The sequence below is a fragment of the Streptomyces sp. NPDC043680 genome (assembly GCF_056436685.1).
In genome coordinates, this window is sequence record NZ_JBWKCE010000007.1 from 300,097 (window position 1) to 317,597 (window position 17,501).

At 70.5% G+C, this 17,501-nt stretch carries 10 protein-coding genes, 1 tRNA gene and 1 rRNA gene; 2 read left to right on the forward strand and 10 right to left on the reverse strand.

What is annotated here, in order from left to right:
• Window positions 1-110: 110 nt before the first annotated feature.
• The 8 genes from AC0666_RS17905 to AC0666_RS17940 all read right to left on the reverse strand — a co-directional run bounded on the left by AC0666_RS17905 (window position 111) and on the right by AC0666_RS17940 (window position 13,973).
• Entirely contained in the window at window positions 111-491 is a 381-nt protein-coding gene (locus AC0666_RS17905; RefSeq protein WP_356850346.1) for a helix-turn-helix domain-containing protein, read from the reverse strand.
• A 109-nt stretch (window positions 492-600) separates the two neighbouring features.
• A complete protein-coding gene (locus AC0666_RS17910) occupies window positions 601-1,080 on the reverse strand; it encodes a CinA family protein (protein ID WP_468971445.1) in 480 nt (159 codons plus the stop codon).
• A 107-nt stretch (window positions 1,081-1,187) separates the two neighbouring features.
• Window positions 1,188-1,844 carry a CDP-diacylglycerol--glycerol-3-phosphate 3-phosphatidyltransferase gene (gene pgsA / locus AC0666_RS17915; protein ID WP_478707903.1) on the reverse strand — a complete coding sequence of 219 codons (657 nt, stop codon included), beginning with the start codon at window positions 1,842-1,844 and terminating at the stop codon, window positions 1,188-1,190.
• Window positions 1,841-3,340, reverse strand: a complete 1,500-nt coding sequence (gene rimO / locus AC0666_RS17920; RefSeq protein ID WP_468971422.1) for a 30S ribosomal protein S12 methylthiotransferase RimO — start codon at window positions 3,338-3,340, stop codon at window positions 1,841-1,843. The genes pgsA and rimO overlap by 4 nt, the downstream gene beginning before the upstream one ends.
• A gap of 147 nt (window positions 3,341-3,487) precedes the next feature.
• Window positions 3,488-4,369 (reverse strand): helix-turn-helix domain-containing protein, encoded by an 882-nt coding sequence (locus AC0666_RS17925; RefSeq protein ID WP_468971424.1) that lies wholly within the window; start codon window positions 4,367-4,369, stop codon window positions 3,488-3,490.
• A gap of 206 nt (window positions 4,370-4,575) precedes the next feature.
• Entirely contained in the window at window positions 4,576-7,359 is a 2,784-nt protein-coding gene (locus AC0666_RS17930) for a DNA translocase FtsK (protein ID WP_468971426.1), read from the reverse strand.
• A 130-nt stretch (window positions 7,360-7,489) separates the two neighbouring features.
• Entirely contained in the window at window positions 7,490-8,167 is a 678-nt protein-coding gene (locus AC0666_RS17935; RefSeq protein ID WP_361719988.1) for a response regulator, read from the reverse strand.
• Between the two features lie 274 nt (window positions 8,168-8,441).
• The gene (locus AC0666_RS17940) at window positions 8,442-13,973 is read right to left on the reverse strand and encodes a HAMP domain-containing protein (protein ID WP_468971428.1); all 5,532 of its coding nucleotides are present in this window, start codon (window positions 13,971-13,973) and stop codon (window positions 8,442-8,444) included.
• 192 nt (window positions 13,974-14,165) lie between these two features.
• Here AC0666_RS17940 and AC0666_RS17945 point away from each other — a divergent pair, with 192 nt between their 5' ends.
• Window positions 14,166-16,727, forward strand: coding sequence for a SpoIIE family protein phosphatase (locus tag AC0666_RS17945; RefSeq protein WP_468971447.1), 2,562 nt, complete (start codon window positions 14,166-14,168; stop codon window positions 16,725-16,727).
• A 43-nt stretch (window positions 16,728-16,770) separates the two neighbouring features.
• On the forward strand, window positions 16,771-17,280 hold the full coding sequence (locus AC0666_RS17950) for a DinB family protein (protein WP_361719979.1): 510 nt from the start codon (window positions 16,771-16,773) through the stop codon (window positions 17,278-17,280).
• Between the two features lie 47 nt (window positions 17,281-17,327).
• Here the strand turns inward: AC0666_RS17950 and AC0666_RS17955 are convergent.
• Both AC0666_RS17955 and rrf read right to left on the reverse strand, forming a co-directional pair.
• Window positions 17,328-17,403, reverse strand: a tRNA-Thr gene (locus AC0666_RS17955).
• 5 nt (window positions 17,404-17,408) lie between these two features.
• Window positions 17,409-17,501: ribosomal RNA gene (gene rrf, locus AC0666_RS17960) — 5S ribosomal RNA — on the reverse strand; the annotation flags it as partial.

Here is a 17,501-nt window from a genome sequence, read left to right on the forward strand (position 1 = left end):
CGTACCCCCCGCGCCCCCGCACCCAGAACGGCGGGAGCCCCGGCCGGTGCTTCACGCACCGGCCGGGGCTCCGACCACGCTCATCTCATGCACAGCTCGCGCACAGAACCTCACGCGGCTACGACATTCACCGCTTCCGCAGGCGCCTTGATGGTCACCCGCTCCGGGCCGCCCGTGACCGAAGCCACGGAGACCGAATTGAGCATGGGCCGCACCGGCACCGTCACCGGTTCGCTTGCCGCAGACGACTGTGCCAGCTCGGCCAGCGACAGCTCGTCGCTGACTTCGCGCATCAGCTCGGACATCCGTACATCCAACGCGTCGCAGATCGCGGAGAGCAGCTCGGAGGATGCCTCCTTCTGCCCCCGCTCCACCTCGGAAAGATAGCCGAGAGAAACTCGGGCGGACGAGGAGACTTCGCGCAGAGTACGGCCCTGGCGCTGGCGCTGCCGACGCAGCACGTCACCCAGCAGGCGACGGAGCAGAATCATCGGTGGCTCCCTCCTCTGACCGTGTAGCCGCATCCTTCACGCCCCACCGTACCGCCTCGCGCCGCGGCCGTGCGGGGAGCGATGTCGTGTTCACTCAGGGCTGCAAACATCAAATCCCCCCGTTCTGTTCCGTATCCTGCCTCCGCACATTCTCGCGCAGTTCGCTTGAGAGCAGTTCGAGCACTGTGCGTGCACTCTCCCTACGGATTTCCTCCCGGGAGCCGTTCAACCACAGCGGGACGCTTTTCCTGCCCCTCGGACCCGCCACGGCGACGAAAACGGTGCCCACCGGCTGCCCGTCCTGAGGCTCCGGCCCGGCAACACCGGTCGTCGCGATCCCCCACGAGGCACCGAGCACCCGCCGCACCCCGGCCGCCATCTGCTCCGCGACCTGGGCGTTCACCGCGCCCTCGGCCGCCAGGAGCCCGGCGTCCACCCCGAGGACCCGGTGCTTGAGCTCAGTCGCGTACGCGGTGACCGAACCGCGAAATGACCGAGAAGCACCAGCGACGGCGGTGAGCTCCGCGGCCACCATCCCGCCGGTCAGCGATTCGGCGACGGCGAGGGTCTGGTCACTCTCCGCAAGCAGGCGGAGCGTCTCGGCCGCGAGCGCGGCGGCGCTGCCGGCTTCCGCGGCGGTTCCCCGGGCGCCCTGGAGCGCCCCACCGGCCACCGGAGATTCCCCCGCCGCGTATGTCACCTCGCGGCCCGCTCCGCGGCGAGGCCCCCGCGCCGCAGCACGACGGCCTGGCGGATGTAATCCAAACCGGTGACCACGGTCAGCACGACCGCGACCGCCATCACCCAGAAGCGCAGGGTCGCGAGCGGCCCGGTCAGCGCCAGCACGTACATGCCGACCGCCGCGCCCTGCGCCAGGGTCTTGAGCTTGCCTCCCCGGCTGGCCGGGATCACTCCGTACCGGATGACCCAGAAACGCAGCAGGGTGATCCCGAGTTCCCGACCGAGGATCACACCGGTCACCCACCAGGGCAGATCACCGAGCCAGGAGAGACAGATCAACGCCGACCCCATGATCGCCTTGTCGGCGATGGGGTCGGCGATCTTCCCGAAGTCCGTGACCAGGTTGTACGTCCGGGCCAGGTGCCCGTCGAAGATGTCCGTGATCATGGCCACGGCGAACGCGGCCCAGGCCAGTGCCCGCCAGACCGGGTCGTACCCGCCGTCGGCGAGGAGCAGGAGGACGAATCCCGGCACCAGGACCAGCCGGATCATCGTCAGGATGTTGGCGATGTTCCACAGGCTGGCCTGGTTGACCGCCGCAGCCCCGAGCTTCGCGCCGGGCACGGGCCGGCGGCCGGTCCCGCCCGCCGCAGACGCCGGGACTCCGGTCATCCGGCCGCCTCCTCAAGGTCCAGGGGCTCGGCCACCAGGTCCACGCCCAGCGTGCCGACCACCTTGGCCGTCACCATACGGCCGGGCACCAGGCCCGTGCTGTCCGTGAAGACGACCTGGCCGTCGGTCTCGGGCGCCTGGTGCGCGGCGCGCCCGTAGGCACCGCTCTCGTCCTCGTCCCCGCCCACCGGCTCGACGGTCTCGACGAGTACCTCAAGGGTCTCTCCGATCCGCTCCTCCGCACGCTGGGAGGTGAGCTCCTCGGCGAGCCGCTGCATGTGGGCGAGCCGCTCGGCGATGGTGTCCTCGTCGAGCTTGTGCTCGTACGTGACCGCCTCGGTGCCCTCCTCGTCGGAGTAGCCGAAGACGCCGATCGCGTCGAGCCGCGCGTGGGTGAGGAAACGCTCCAGCTCGGCGAAGTCCGCCTCCGTCTCGCCGGGGAAGCCGACGATGAAGTTGGAGCGGACACCGGCCTGCGGGGCCTTGGAGCGGATGGTGTCGAGGAGCTCCAGGAACCGGTCGGTGTCACCGAAGCGGCGCATGGCGCGCAGCACGTCGGGGGCCGAGTGCTGGAAGGACAGGTCGAAGTAGGGCACGACCTTGGGCGTCGAGGTCAGCACGTCGATCAGGCCGGGGCGCATCTCGGCGGGCTGGAGGTAGCTGACGCGGACGCGCTCGATGCCGTCCACCTCGGCCAGCTCGGGCAGCAGGGTCTCCAGCAGGCGGATGTCGCCGAGGTCCTTGCCGTACGAGGTGTTGTTCTCGGAGACCAGCATGATCTCCTTGACGCCCTGCTCGGCGAGCCAGCGCGTCTCGCCCAGCACGTCGGAGGGGCGGCGGGAGATGAAGGACCCGCGGAAGGACGGGATGGCGCAGAAGGAGCAGCGCCGGTCGCAGCCCGAGGCGAGCTTGACCGAGGCGACCGGGCTGGTGTCCAGGCGGCGGCGCAGGGGCGCGCGCGGACCGGAGGCGGGCGCGACGCCGTCGGGCAGGTCGGCGGGGGCCGCGGCCGGCTCCTCGGCGGGCGCCTGCGCGTGGCCGGGCAGGGACACCTCGGCGGACTGGCGCGCGGCCGGGCTGATCGGCAGGAGCTTGCGGCGGTCGCGCGGGGTGTGGGCCTCCACGCTGCCGCCGCTGAGGATGGTCTGGAGGCGGTTGGAGATGTCGGCGTAGTCGTCGAAGCCGAGCACGCCGTCGGCCTCGGGGAGCGCTTCGGCGAGTTCCTTGCCGTAGCGCTCGGCCATACAGCCGACAGCGACGACGGCCTGGGTCTTGCCGTGATCCTTGAGATCGTTGGCTTCCAGAAGGGCGTCTACGGAGTCCTTCTTGGCGGCTTCGACGAAGCCGCAGGTGTTGACGACGGCCACGTCCGCATCGGCGGCGTCCTCGACGAGCTCCCAGCCATCCGCCGCCAAGCGGCCTGCGAGCTCCTCCGAGTCCACCTCGTTACGGGCGCAGCCAAGAGTGACAAGGGCGACGGTACGGCGTTCGGGCATGGACTCAAGACTACTTTGTCCGAACGCCGACCCCCGCCCCAAGTCCCGGTAAACCAAGATCCCCGGGCTGCGGCGCAGCACCCCGGGGATCCGGAATTGGGCATTCAGTGCAGTTCAGCGCCGTTCGGCCCGCTCGGGCCGAACGGTTCAGCCTGCTTGGGCCGGCCCCTGGCGGGGGTCGTCCTTCGTGTAGGTGAGGCGTTCCACCTGACCCGGCTGGAAGTCGTCCTTGATCTCCTTGCCGTTCACGAAGAGCTTCACGACCCCGGCGTCGCCGAGGACGAGATCGATGGACTCCTTGTCCGTGAAGGTCTTGGACTCGCCCACGGCCAGCGTCCCGTCGAAGAGCAGCCGGCCGCTGTGGTCCTTCGCGGAGATCCAGCTGTCGCCGTCGTTGGCCGTCAGGACCACCGTGACGAGGTCCTTGGGCGCGGCGGCGATGGCGCTGTCCGAGGGCTCCGGCTTGGCGGGCTTCGAGGCCTGCGGGGGCTGGGCGGACTGCTTCGGCGCGGCCTGCGGGGAGGCGGAACCTTCCGCCACGGGCCGCTTGCCGTGGTCGCCACCGCCGCCGAACGCGGTGAAGCCGACGAAGCCGATCACGGCGACGATGGCGGCGACCATGGCCGCGGTCCAGTTGGGCCGCTGCCGTTCGGGACGGATCCGCTCGGCGTCGAACATCGGCGCGGCAGGCGTGGGAGCCGGCCGGCCGCCGTGGGCCGCGTCGTACGCCTCGACCAGGGGTACCGGGTCGAGGCGGACGGCGCGGGCGAGCGTACGGATGTGACCGCGGGCGTAGACGTCGCCGCCGCACCGCGTGAAATCGTCAGCTTCGATCGCGTGCACGATCGGGATGCGCACGCGCGTGGTGGAACTGACCTCGTCGACAGTGAGCCCGGCGGCGATCCGGGCCGTCTTCAGGACCGTCCCGATGGACGGCCCTTCGGCAGGACGTTCGACGGGCTGCTCCTCGGACCGGATGTCGGTCGAAGGCTGCTCATCTTCGGGGGAGTTGGATTTGCCGATGGACACGAGGGCGCCTTTCGAGCGTGTAGCCACCTGCTGGATGTCCAGTCTAGGGGGGTGACGAAAGGGTGGAGCAACCGGAGGGTGGACTTCCGTACGCCATCCGCATGGCGACGGCCGTCCGGGGCCTTGCAGCGGCCCGCCGCCGCGCGCCGAGCCGCCACCCCCTCAACTGGACGCAGACCCAAGGGAAACGGTTGCCCGTCGTTCCCTTACGGGTGAGCCTCCCCCCGGATGACGGCGAGGACCCCGTCCAGCTCGTCGGCCTTCACCAGCACATCACGCGCCTTGGACCCCTCACTCGGGCCGACGACGCCCCGCGACTCCATCAGGTCCATGAGCCGGCCTGCCTTGGCGAAGCCCACGCGGAGCTTGCGCTGGAGCATGGAAGTCGACCCGAACTGGGTGGAGACCACCAGCTCCGCCGCCTGGCACAGCAGGTCCAGGTCGTCGCCGATCTCCTCGTCGATCTCCTTCTTCTGCTTCTGCCCGACCGTGACGTCGTCCCGGAAGACGGGCGCCATCTGGTCCTTGCAGTGCTGCACGATCCCGCTGATCTCGTCTTCGGTGACGAAGGCGCCCTGGAGACGGACCGGCTTGTTCGCCCCCATCGGCAGGAACAGCCCGTCGCCCTTGCCGATGAGCTTCTCCGCTCCCGGCTGGTCGAGGATGACCCGGCTGTCGGCGAGCGAGGAGGTGGCGAACGCGAGCCGCGAGGGAACGTTCGCCTTGATCAGGCCGGTGACCACGTCCACCGAGGGCCGCTGGGTGGCCAGCACCAGGTGGATCCCGGCCGCGCGGGCCAGCTGCGTGATCCGGACGATCGAGTCCTCCACGTCGCGCGGGGCCACCATCATCAGGTCGGCGAGCTCGTCGACGATCACCAGCAGGTACGGGTAGGGGCTGAGCTCGCGCTCGCTGCCCGGCGGCAGCTTGACCTTGCCGTCCCGGATGGCCTGGTTGAAGTCGTCGATGTGCCGGAAGCCGAAGGCGGCCAGGTCGTCGTAGCGCAGGTCCATCTCGCGCACGACCCACTGGAGCGCCTCGGCGGCCCGCTTGGGGTTGGTGATGATCGGCGTGATCAGGTGCGGGATGCCCTCGTACGCGGTCAGCTCGACGCGCTTGGGGTCCACCAGCACCATCCGGACGTCCTCCGGGGTGGCCCGAACCATGATCGAGGTGATCAGGCAGTTGATGCAGGAGGACTTTCCGGAGCCGGTGGCACCGGCGACCAGCACGTGCGGCATCTTGGCGAGGTTGGCCATGACGTAGCCGCCCTCGACGTCCTTGCCGAGCGCCACGAGCATCGGGTGGTCGTCCTCGGCGGCGTCCGCGAGGCGCAGGACGTCGCCCAGGTTGACCATCTCGCGGTCGGTGTTCGGGATCTCGATGCCGACGGCCGACTTGCCCGGGATCGGGCTGATGATCCGGACGTCCGGCGAGGCGACGGCGTAGGCGATGTTCTTCGCCAGCGCCGTGATCCGCTCGACCTTCACCGCGGGGCCGAGCTCCACCTCGTAGCGGGTGACCGTCGGACCCCGGGTGAAGCCGGTGACCCTGGCGTCGACCTTGAACTCGGTGAAGACGTTCGTCAGCGAGGCGACCACCGCGTCGTTGGCGGCGCTGCGGGTCTTGCCCGGTCCGCCGCGCTCCAGCAGGTCGAGCGAGGGCAGGGCGTACGTGATGTCCCCGCGCAGCTGGAGCTGCTCGGCGCGCGGCGGCAGGGGCTGGTTCTCGGGCGGTGCCTTGGTGAGGTCCGGCACCGACAGCGTCCCGGAGGCCGCTGCGGTGGTGTCGTGCGGCGCCTCAACCGGCCCGGGTACGGCCGTACGGGGCTGCGCGGCGGCCTCCTCCGGCTGCTCCTCCCGGGCGGCGGGCACGGGAGCGGTGGCCTGGCCGCCCTTCCGGTCGGAGGTGATGCCCTGGGTCAGGTCGGCCACCACCGGGGAGGGCGGCATCCCCCCGAGCACCACCCCGTCCAGCGCGGCGGCGGCGGCCGCGGCCACGTCGACGGCGTCCATCTCGCGGCCCGGTGCGGGCCGGCCCGGTGCCCGGCGCGGGCGGCGGCGCCGGGCGAGGGCCTCCTCCTCGGCGGCGTCGACGGGGCCCCCCTCGGCGACGGCTCCCGTGCGCGCCCGCCACTGCTCGGGGTCGTGCCGGCCCGGCCGGCCGGCGGCGCCCGCCTCCCCGAGGTCGTCGTACGCGTTCGGGGCGATGATCCCGAGCCGGATGCCGAGCCGCCGCAGCCGCTGGGGGATCGCGTTGACCGGGGTCGCGGTGACCACCAGCAGGCCGAAGATCGTCAGCAGCACCAGCATGGGCACCGCGAGCGGCGCCCCCATGGTGAAGATCAGCGGCTTCGAGGCGCCCCAGCCGATCAGCCCGCCCGCGTTCTGCATGGCGGTGGTGCCCTCGCCGCGGCCGGGCGCCCCGCAGGCGATGTGGACCAGGCCGAGGACGCCGATGACGAGGGCGGACAGGCCGATGCCGATCCGGCCGTTGGCGTCGGCCTGTTCCGGGTGACGGATGAACCGCACCGCCATGACCCCGAGCAGGATCGGCACGAGCAGGTCCAGCCGCCCGAAGGCCCCGGTGACCAGCATGGTCACCAGATCCCCGACAGGACCGCTCAGGTTCGACCAGGTCCCGGCGGCGACGATCAGCGCCAGCGCGAGCAGCAGCAGGGCGACACCGTCCTTGCGGTGGGCGGGGTCGAGGTTCCTGGCACCCTGGCCGATCCCCCGGAAGACGGCGCCGACGGCGTGCGCGCAGCCCAGCCACAGGGCGCGCAGCAGCCGCAGCACTCCCCCGGTCGGGGACGGCGCGGGCTTGGCCGCCGCCTTCTTGGCGGGGGCGCGCCGGGCCGCGGCGGCCTTCTTCGGGGCAGGACCCCGCGCCGGGGCCGCCTTCTTCGCCGGGGCCGTCGTCCGGCCGGTGCGGCCCTTCGCGGTGCCCGCGCTGCTCCGGGAACCCTTGCCGGACGTACGTGAGGCCATGCGCCCGAGGTTACCGGTGCGCACGCCGGTGGACACGCGTGCCCACCCCTTCACCCGTTCGTGTCGCCCGTCATGCGCGTTCTTTGACGCACCGCCAGACCTGACGGAACGCCAGGCCGGCGCGCACCGCTCAGCTCTGCGCGGGCAGCGAGGGCGCTCCCCCGCCGGTACCGGGCTCCAGCGCGTCGAGCGCCCGCCGTAGTCCGGTGAGCTTGCGCTCCAGGTGGGCCGCGGTCGCCACGACCCCGGGGTCGGCCGACTCCTCACCGAGCTGCTTGGTCAGCGCCTCGGCCTGCTCCTCGACCGCCGCGAGCCGCGCGGAGAGCTCCGCCAGCAGTCCGGCCGTCTCCTTGCTGCCCTCGCCGTCGGTGCCGCCCTCCAGCTGGAGCCGCAGCAGTGCCGCCTGCTCGCGCAACTGGCAGTTCTTCGTGTAGAGCTCCACGAACACCGACACCTTCGCCCGCAGCACCCACGGGTCGAAGGGCTTGGAGATGTAGTCCACCGCGCCCGCCGCGTAACCGCGGAAGGTGTGGTGCGGACCGTGGTTGATCGCGGTGAGGAAGATGATCGGGATGTCCCGGGTCCGCTCCCGCCGCTTGATGTGCGCGGCCGTTTCGAATCCGTCCATTCCCGGCATCTGCACATCCAGCAGGATGACCGCGAAATCGTCCGTCAGCAGCGCCTTGAGCGCTTCCTCCCCCGACGACGCCCGGACCAGTGTCTGATCGAGCGCGGAGAGGATGGCCTCCAGCGCCAGCAGATTCTCCGGCCGGTCGTCGACCAGGAGGATCTTGGCCTTCTGCACCATGCCCTGTCCTCCTCGCCCCGGCATGGGGCCTCCCCGGCTCCTGGCACCGGCCTGTACGCCGGGCCCCGCCCCAGAGGACGACTTCCTTGCGCCGTCCGTCCTTGTGCCGGTCATCGTAGCCCCAGTCCCGAGATCGCCACACCCTGTCACCAGGATGTCACTGTGCACGAAGCAGAAACGGTGTGGGGGAGCAGAAGGTTCCCCGTTTACCGGCCTCCCACACCGCTCCCGCCACAGTCAGTCAGCAATTGGTATCGGTCCGCTCCCCACATGATCACTTCCCGCGCATCCACTGCTCCATCACCGACAGCAGGTAGTCCGGGTCGACCGGCTTGGTGACGTAGTCGGACGCCCCGGAATCGATGGCCTTCTCCCGGTCGCCCTTCATCGCCTTCGCCGTCAGCGCGATGATCGGCAGCCCCGCGAACTGCGGCATCCGCCGGATCGCCGAGGTCGTCGCGTACCCGTCCATCTCCGGCATCATGATGTCCATCAGCACCACCGTCACATCGTCGTGCTGCTCCAGGACCTCGATGCCCTCGCGCCCGTTCTCCGCGTACAGCACCGCCAGCCCGTGCTGTTCCAGCACGCTGGTCAGCGCGAACACGTTGCGGACGTCGTCGTCCACGATGAGGACCTTCTCCCCGTGGAAGTCGTACGACCGAGGCGGCACCGGCAGTTCCTCCTCCACGGCGCCCCAGCCGTCCTCGGCTCCCTGGACGTTCGGCTGCCCCGGCACCGCCGTACGCGGCTCCAGGTCGCTCAGCGCCTTGCGCCGCCGCCGGAACAGCGCCGCGCCGCCCTGCCCCTGCCCCTGCCCGGCCGGCTCCGCCGCCGGCAGCGCCGGCTGCGGCTGCGCGAGCGCCGAGGGGGCGGGCGCCCCCTGGGGCACCGGCAGCGCGGGCCGCGCCCCGTCGAGCGGCCTGCGGTAGACCTCGGCGGCCCTGCCGCCGCCGGGCGTCGGCGGCGCGTACCCCTGCGGCGGCAGCTCGGTCGGGTGCAGCGGCAGGTACAGCGTGAAGGTGGAGCCGCGGCCGGGCTCGCTCGCCGCGTGGATCTCCCCGCCGAGCAGCCGGGCGATCTCCCGGCTGATGGACAGCCCGAGACCCGTACCGCCGTACTTGCGGCTGGTGGTGCCGTCCGCCTGCTTGAACGCCTCGAAGATCACCAGCATCTTGCTCGCCGCGATCCCGATCCCGGTGTCCGTCACCGAGAAGGCGATCAGATCCCCGTCGGCCTCCGTCAACGAGCCCGCCTCCAGCAACTGCTCGCGGATCGCCGTCGGCACGTCCGCACCGGCCGGCCGGATGACCAGTTCCACCGCCCCGGTGTCGGTGAACTTCACCGCGTTGGACAGCAGGTTGCGCAGTACCTGCAACAGCCGCTGCTCGTCGGTGTGCAGGGTGGCGGGCAGCTCCGGGGAGACCCGTACCGAGAAGTCCAGGCCCTTCTCCGCGGTCAGCGGCCGGAAGGTGGCCTCCACGTAGTCCACGAGCTGGACCAGCGCGATCCGCGTGGGCGAGACGTCCATCTTCCCCGCCTCGACCTTCGACAGGTCGAGGATGTCGTTGATCAGCTGGAGCAGGTCCGAACCCGCGCCGTGGATGGTCTCCGCGAACTCCACCTGCTTCGGCGACAGGTTCCCGTCCGCGTTGTCCGCGAGCAGCTTCGCCAGGATCAGCAGGGAGTTGAGCGGGGTCCGCAGCTCGTGCGACATGTTCGCCAGGAACTCGGACTTGTACCGCATGGAGACCGCGAGCTGCTCGGCCCGCTCCTCCAGGACCTGCCGCGCCTCCTCGATCTCGGTGTTCTTGACCTCGATGTCCCGGTTCTGCTGGGCCAGCAGCTCCGCCTTCTCCTCCAGCTCCGCATTGGCGGCCTGGAGCGCCTTCTGACGGTTCTCCAGCTCGTCGGAGCGCTCGCGCAGCTGCTCGGTCATCTCCTGCGACTGCTTGAGCAGCATCTCCGTCTTGGAGTTGACGCTGATGGTGTTGACGCTCGTACCGATCATCTCGGCGATCTGGCTGAGGAAGTCCTTCTGGATCTGCGTGAACGGCGTGAAGGAGGCCAGCTCGATGACGCCCAGCAGCTTCCCCTCGAAGAGCACCGGCAGCACGATCACGTGCGCGGGCGGCGCCTCGCCGAGCCCCGAGGAGATCTTCAGGTAACCGGGCGGGGTGTTCTCCACGAGGATCGTCCGCTTCTCCTCGGCGACGGTCCCGATCAGCCCCTCCCCCGGCCGGAAGGAGGTGGGCATCTGACCGCCCGCGTACGCGTAACTCCCGCGCATCCGCAGCTCGTACGCGCCGTCCGCGCCGCCGTCCGTCCCGATCTCCGTGGAACCGCCGGCCGGCAGCGCCAGGAAGAACGCCCCGTGCTGCGCCGAGACCACAGGGGTGAGCTCGCTCATGATCAGCGAGGCCACGTCGTCGAGCTCGCGCCGGCCCTGCATCAGGGCCGAGATCCGGGCGAGGTTTCCCTTGAGCCAGTCCTGCTCCTTGTTGGCCAAGGTGGTGTCGCGCAGGTTCGCGATCATCGTGTTGATGTTGTCCTGGAGGACCTGGATCTCGCCCGAGGCATCCACGTCGATCTTCAGGTTGAGGTCGCCGCGGGTCACCGCGGTGGCCACGGCCGCGATCGCGCGCACCTGCCGCGTCAGGTTCCCGGCCATCTCGTTCACGGACTCGGTCAGGTCCCGCCAGGTGCCGTCCACGTCCCGCACCCGGGCCTGGCCGCCGAGGATGCCCTCGGTGCCCACCTCGCGGGCCACCCGCGTCACCTGGTCGGCGAACGAGGACAGCTGGTCGACCATCGTGTTGATGGTGGTCTTGAGCTCCAGGATCTCGCCGCGCGCATCGATGTCGATCTTCTTGGTCATGTCGCCCTTGGCGATGGCGGTCGTGACCATGGCGATCTGCCGCACCTGGCCGGTGAGGTTGGAGGCCATGAAGTTCACCGAATCGGTGAGGTCCTTCCACGTGCCCGACACACCCGGCACGTGCGCCTGACCGCCCAGCCGCCCCTCCGTACCCACCTCGCGGGCCACGCGGGTGACCTCGTCGGCGAAGGAGGACAGCGTCTTCACCATGGTGTTGACCGTGTCGGCGAGCTGCGCGACCTCGCCGCGCGCCTCGACCGTCACCTTCTTGGTCAGGTCGCCGTTGGCGACCGCCGCCGAGACCTGCGAGATGTTGCGCACCTGCGAGGTCAGGTTGTTGGCCATCAGGTTGACGTTGTCGGTCAGGTCCTTCCAGATGCCCGTCACCCCGCGCACCCGGGCCTGGCCGCCGAGGATGCCCTCGGAACCCACCTCGCGGGCCACCCGCGTCACCTGCTCCGCGAAGGACGACAGCTGGTCGACCATCGTGTTGACGGTCGTGACGAGTTCGAGGATCTCCCCCTTGGCGTCGACGGTGATCTTCTTGGACAGGTCGCCCATCGCGACGGCCGTCGTCACCTCGGCGATGTTGCGCACCTGCGAGGTCAGGTTGTTCGCCATGAAATTGACCGACTGGGTGAGGTCCTTCCAGGTGCCGGAGACACCCTTGACCTCGGCCTGACCGCCGAGGATGCCCTCGGTGCCCACCTCCCGGGCCACCCGGGTCACCTGCTCCGCGAAGTTCGAGAGCTGGTCGACCATGGTGTTCAGGGTGTTCTTCAGCTCCAGGATCTCGCCGCGCGCATCCACGTCGATCTTCTGGGACAGGTCACCGCGGGCCACCGCCGTCGCCACCTGCGCGATGTTGCGCACCTGCGAGGTCAGGTTCCCGGCCATGCCGTTCACCGAGTCGGTCAGGTCGCGCCAGACGCCGGCCACTCCGGGCACCTGCGCCTGACCGCCCAGCCGGCCCTCCGTGCCCACGTCCCGGGCCACCCGGGTCACCTGCTCTGCGAACGCCGAGAGCTGGTCGACCATCGTGTTGATGGTGTTCTTCAGCTCCAGGATCTCGCCGCGCGCATCCACGTCGATCTTCTGCGACAGGTCACCGCGGGCCACCGCCGTGGTGACCTGGGCGATCTGGCGTACCTGGGAGGTCAGGTTGCCGGCCATGAAGTTGACCGAGTCGGTCAGCTCCTTCCACGTGCCGGACACCCCCTCCACCCGCGCCTGGCCGCCGAGCCGCCCCTCCGTGCCCACGTCCCGGGCCATCCGCGTCACCTGGTCGGCGAAGCTGGAGAGCTGATCCACCATCGTGTTCACGGTGTTCTTCAGCTGGAGCATCTCGCCGGAGACGTCCACGGTGACCTTCTGCGACAGGTCGCCGTTCGCGACGGCCGTCGTGACCTGCGCGATGTTGCGGACCTGGCCGGTGAGGTTGCGGAAGGCGGTGTTCACCGAATCGGTGAGGTCCTTCCACGTACCCGCCGCACCCGGCACCTGCGCCTGACCGCCCAGCTCACCCTCGACGCCGACCTCACGGGCCACCCGGGTCACTTCCGCACCGAACGACTGAAGCTGGTCCACCATCGTGTTGACGGTGTTCTTCAGCTCCAGCATCTCGCCGGCCACGTCGACCGTGACCTTCTGCGACAGGTCGCCGTTGGCGACGGCCGTCGTCACCTGGGCGATGTCCCGCACCTGGGTGGTCAGATTGCGGAAGACCGTGTTCACCGAATCGGTGAGGTCCTTCCACGTACCCGCCGCACCCGGCACCTGCGCCTGACCGCCGAGCAGGCCCTTCGCGCCGACCTCGCTGGCCACGCGCGTGACCTCGTCCGCGAAGGTCCGCAGGGTCTCCGTCATCTGGTTGATGGTCTCGGCCAGCTGCGCCACCTCGCCCCGGGCGCTGACCCGTACCTTCTGCGACAGGTCGCCGTTCGCGACGGCCGTCGTGACCTGCGCGATCCCGCGCACCTGGGCGGTCAGGTTGCCCGCCATCGTGTTGACGGAGTCGGTCAGGTCCTTCCACACTCCGGCGACGCCCGGCACCTTCGCCTGGCCGCCGAGCTCACCCTCCGTGCCCACCTCGCGGGCGACCCGCGTCACCTCCGAGGAGAACGACGACAGCTGGTCCACCATCGTGTTCACGGTGTTCTTCAGCTGGAGCATCTCGCCGGCCACGTGCACCGTGACCTTGCGCGACAGATCGCCCTTCGCCACCGCCGTCGTGACGAGAGCGATGTCACGCACCTGAGCAGTGAGCCGGTACGCCATCGTGTTGACGGAGTCGGTCAGATCCTTCCAGGAACCCGACATTCCGCGCACCTGGGCTTGGCCGCCGAGCTTGCCCTCGGTACCCACCTCCAGCGCGACCCGCGTCACCTCGTCGGTGAACGCGGACAACTGGTCGACCAGGTTGTTGACCGTACGCCCGACCTTCAGGAACTCCCCGCGCAGCGGATGCCCGGCCCCCTCGGCCGTCAGCGTGCGCAGGTCCATCCGCTGGTCCAGATCGCCCTCGGCCACCGCCGACAGCACCCGGCCCACCTCGGACACCGGCCGGGCCAGATCGTCCACCAACTGGTTCGAGGCGTCGATCGCGGCCGCCCAGGACCCCTCGCAGGCGCCTGTTTCCAGCCGTTCGCTGAGCTTGCCCTCCCGCCCCACCATCCGGCGGACCCGGGACAGCTCTCCGGTCAGGTGCAGGTTGCGGTCGGCGACCTCGTTGTAGACGGCGGCGATCTCCGCCATCACGCCTTCGCCGGACACCGTCAGCCGCTTGCGGAAATTACCGTCCCGCATCGACACCAGGGCCGTGAGCAGCCGGTTCAGGGCGGCGGTATCGACTTCCGTCGTCCCGTTCCGACGGGACCGCCCGCCCTTCGGGCGCGTACCCGTACGTCGCACCGCTGCGCCAGACTCCACCGTGTCCCTCCCGAAAGGGTCGACCACTGTTCCACCGAGACCCGGCGAGTCAAACGCCCGGCTGTTCCATCCTGCCCAGTGTTTCACCCTGGCCGAACCCGGCCATAACACTTCGGCACCATCGCACACCGGCCGCACCCTGCGGGTGGAATCCCCCACGACGGCACCAAGCCGACCGCGAAGGTAAGTAACCTGGCATCCGATGTCCAACCGCGTCGAAGGAGATTCGTGATCACGGCTCGGGCGGCTGCCAGCTTCGATCCTCTCGGGCGCTCGGTCGCCGCCGCCCGTACGTTCGTCCGCGACACCTTGCAGGGCTGGGGCTTCGCGGACATCGTCGACGACGCCGTCGTCCTCACGAGCGAGCTCGTCACCAACGCCGTGGTCCACGCCGGAACCAAGGCCGAGGTCCTGTGCCTGCGCACCGAGGACGGCGTACGCGTCGAGATCGCCGACCGGTATCCGGAGCGGGAGCTGCCGCTCCAGCACCCCGGTGAGCGCCCGTACGCCGACCCCGACCGCGAGAACGGCCGCGGGCTGATGCTCTGCGCCGCCCTCGCCACCCGCTGGGGCGTCGAGTACACCGCCACCCAGAAACACGTGTGGTTCCGCCTCGACCTCCCGGACCGGCCGGTCGGTACCCGCTCCGCCGGACCCGTCGTCCCGGACCGGCTGCTCCCCCTCGCCGACAGCCGGGTCCGCGTCGCCGTCATCCAGATCGACGCCTCCGACCGCATCTCCGCCTGGAACGAGGACGCCGAGCACATCTTCGGCTACCCCGCGGGGAAGGCCCTCGGCCGGCCCCTCGCCGAACTCGCCGCCTGGCCCCAGACCCCCGGCACCGGCACCGGCATCGCCGAGGCCCTGCGCCTGTCCCGCTGGGAGGGCAGTTACGGCATCCGCGGCGCCGACGGCCGCGTGATCCCCGTCTACGCCTCCCACCTGCGGGTCCGCGATGCCCACGGGGAACCCTCCATCGTCTGCCTGCTGGTCCACGACGACGAGCGCGCGCTGCTCCAGACCCCCGTACGGGTCCCCGCCGCCGACGGCAGCCAGCTCACCGAGCCCCGCCCCGCGGACCCCTTCGAGGTCTTCATCGGCTCCCCCGCCCCCGACGACCTCGACGGCCTGCTGCAGCGCACCGTCGAACGCGCCCGCGACATGCTCGACGCCGACTCCGCGTTCCTGCTGCTCGCCACCGACGACGAAACGGAGCTGGAGGTCCGGGCCACCACCGGCCTCCCCTCCACCCGCCAGCGCTTCGCCCGCGTCCCCGTCGAAGCCGGCACCAACCGGTACGGCTCCGCCCGGATGCCCGCCGTCCACGACGACCTGATCGCGGTCCCCGGAGCCGTCCCGCTCCTGGAGTCCACCGGCATGCGCTCCGTGGTCACCGTCCCGCTCAAGGTCGAAGGCCGGCTCACCGGCTCCCTCGGCGTCGCCGCCGAGGTCCCGGGCCGCTACTCCAACGAGGAGGCCTTGCGCCTCCAGTTCGCCGCCGACCGCATCGCCCTCGCCGTCGAGTCCGCCCGGCTCGGCGAACTGGAACGCCTGCGCCGCGGCTCCCTCTCTTTCCTCGTCGAGGCCTCCGACCTGCTCGCCGGCACCCTCGACCGGGACCAGACCCTGGCCCTGATGGCCCAGATGACGGTCCCGACCCTCGCGACCTGGTGCGCCGTCTACACGATCGCCGACCAGTCCTCCGAGCCGTACCTCTCCTACGTCCTGCACGAGGACGAGGAACGCATCGACGGCCTCAAGGCCCTGCTCTCCCGGATCAGCCCGCCCGAATCGGTCCGCGAGGCCGGCGCCCGCAACTGGCCCGCCACGGCCCAGGCGGTCGGCGGCGAGACCGTGGTCCTCCCGCTGCTGGCCCGCAACCGGGTAATCGGCATGCTCACGCTCGGCAAGCCGTCCGAGGAGCACTTCCGCCAGGAAATCCTGGAGCTCGCCGAGGACCTCTCCCGCCGAGCCGCCCTCGCCCTGGACAACGCCCGCCTGTACTCCGAGCGCACCGCCATCAGCCGCTCCCTCCAGCGCAGCCTGCTCCCGCCCGGCTCGCCCGCGATCCCCGGGATGGAGGTCGAGGTCATCTACCGCGCGGCCGGCGAGGGCAACGAGGTCGGCGGCGACTTCTACGACGTCTTCCCGATCCGCGACGGCGCGTACGGCTTCGCCATCGGCGACGTCTGCGGTACGGGCCCCGAAGCCGCCGCCGTCACCGGCCTCGCCCGGCACGCCCTGCGCCTGCTGGCCCGCGAGGGCCTCGGCGGCCCGGCGGTCCTGGAGCGCCTGAACGCAGCCATCCTCGACGAAGGCGCCCGCAGCCGCTTCCTCACCCTCCTCTACGGTGAGCTCCACCCGCAGCCGGACGGCGGCGCCCTGATGAAGGTGGTCTGCGCCGGCCACCCCCTTCCGCTGCGCCTGCGCCCGGACGGCGAGGTCACCCCGGCCGCGGAGCCTCAGCCGCTGCTCGGCGTGATCGACGACCTCGACCTCTACGAGCAGACCCTCACCCTGGAACCGGGCGATGTGCTGCTCTGCGTCACGGACGGCGTGACGGAACGCCGCGAGGGCACCCGCATGCTCGGCGACGACGGCCTCGCCGAGGTCCTGACCACCTGCACGGGCCTCACGGCCGGCGCGGTCGCCTCCCGCGTCCTGCGCGCGGTGGAGCGGTTCGCCGCCGAACCCGCCTCGGACGACATGGCCATCCTGGCCTTCCGCGTCCCCGAGCAGCGCCACGGCGACTGAATCCAGGTGCGTTCCCGGGCGGCCGGCACTAAGGTCTGCGGCCATGCCTATATCTCGTACGCGCCCTGATTTCACCGCAGATGAACGCACGCAGCTCGTGGGCTGGCTCGACCTGCAGCGCTCGATCATCCAGTGGAAATGCGAGGGAATCTCCGAAGAGGACGCCCACCGCCCGGTCCTGCCCGCCTCCCCGCTGATGACGGTCGCGGGCATCGTGTCCCACATGCGGTGGACCGAGCAGTGTTGGTTCGAGGTGCTCTTCCTCGACCACCCGGCGACGGGCCCCCAGTTCGTGGGCGAAGAAGACGCCGACTTCATGGTGGAGGGCGTCCCGCTGGCCCGGCTGCTCCAGGAGTACGACCGCCAGTGCGCCGCCTCCAACGCGATCATCGCCGCTCATGACCTGGACGAAGTCGGCCGCAACCGGGACTTCAAGTCGGGCTCCGCCTCGCTGCGCTGGATGCTGATCCACATGATCGAGGAGACGGCCCGCCATGCCGGCCACCTCGACACCATCCGCGAGCTCCTGGACGGCGAGACCGGCTACTACTAGCCCGGAAACGCAAGAAGGCCCCCGCCTGATGGCGGGGGCCTTCTTTGTGGAGCCCTTTAACGGAATCGAACCGTTGACCTTCTCCTTACCATGGAGACGCTCTACCGACTGAGCTAAAAGGGCGGGTTGTTCGGCGGCGTCCTACTCTCCCACAGGGTCCCCCCTGCAGTACCATCGGCGCTGAAAGGCTTAGCTTCCGGGTTCGGAATGTAACCGGGCGT

Excerpts from the sequence above, each read along its gene's own strand:
- rimO (WP_468971422.1), bottom strand. The coding sequence starts at position 3,340 with ATGCCCGAACGCCGTACCGTCGCCCTTGTCACTCTTGGCTGCGCCCGT.
- AC0666_RS17935 (WP_361719988.1), bottom strand. The coding sequence starts at position 8,167 with ATGGTGCAGAAGGCCAAGATCCTCCTGGTCGACGACCGGCCGGAGAAT.
- AC0666_RS17905 (WP_356850346.1), bottom strand. The coding sequence starts at position 491 with ATGATTCTGCTCCGTCGCCTGCTGGGTGACGTGCTGCGTCGGCAGCGC.
- AC0666_RS17930 (WP_468971426.1), bottom strand. The coding sequence starts at position 7,359 with ATGGCCTCACGTACGTCCGGCAAGGGTTCCCGGAGCAGCGCGGGCACC.
- AC0666_RS17950 (WP_361719979.1), top strand. The coding sequence starts at position 16,771 with ATGCCTATATCTCGTACGCGCCCTGATTTCACCGCAGATGAACGCACG.
- pgsA (WP_478707903.1), bottom strand. The coding sequence starts at position 1,844 with ATGACCGGAGTCCCGGCGTCTGCGGCGGGCGGGACCGGCCGCCGGCCC.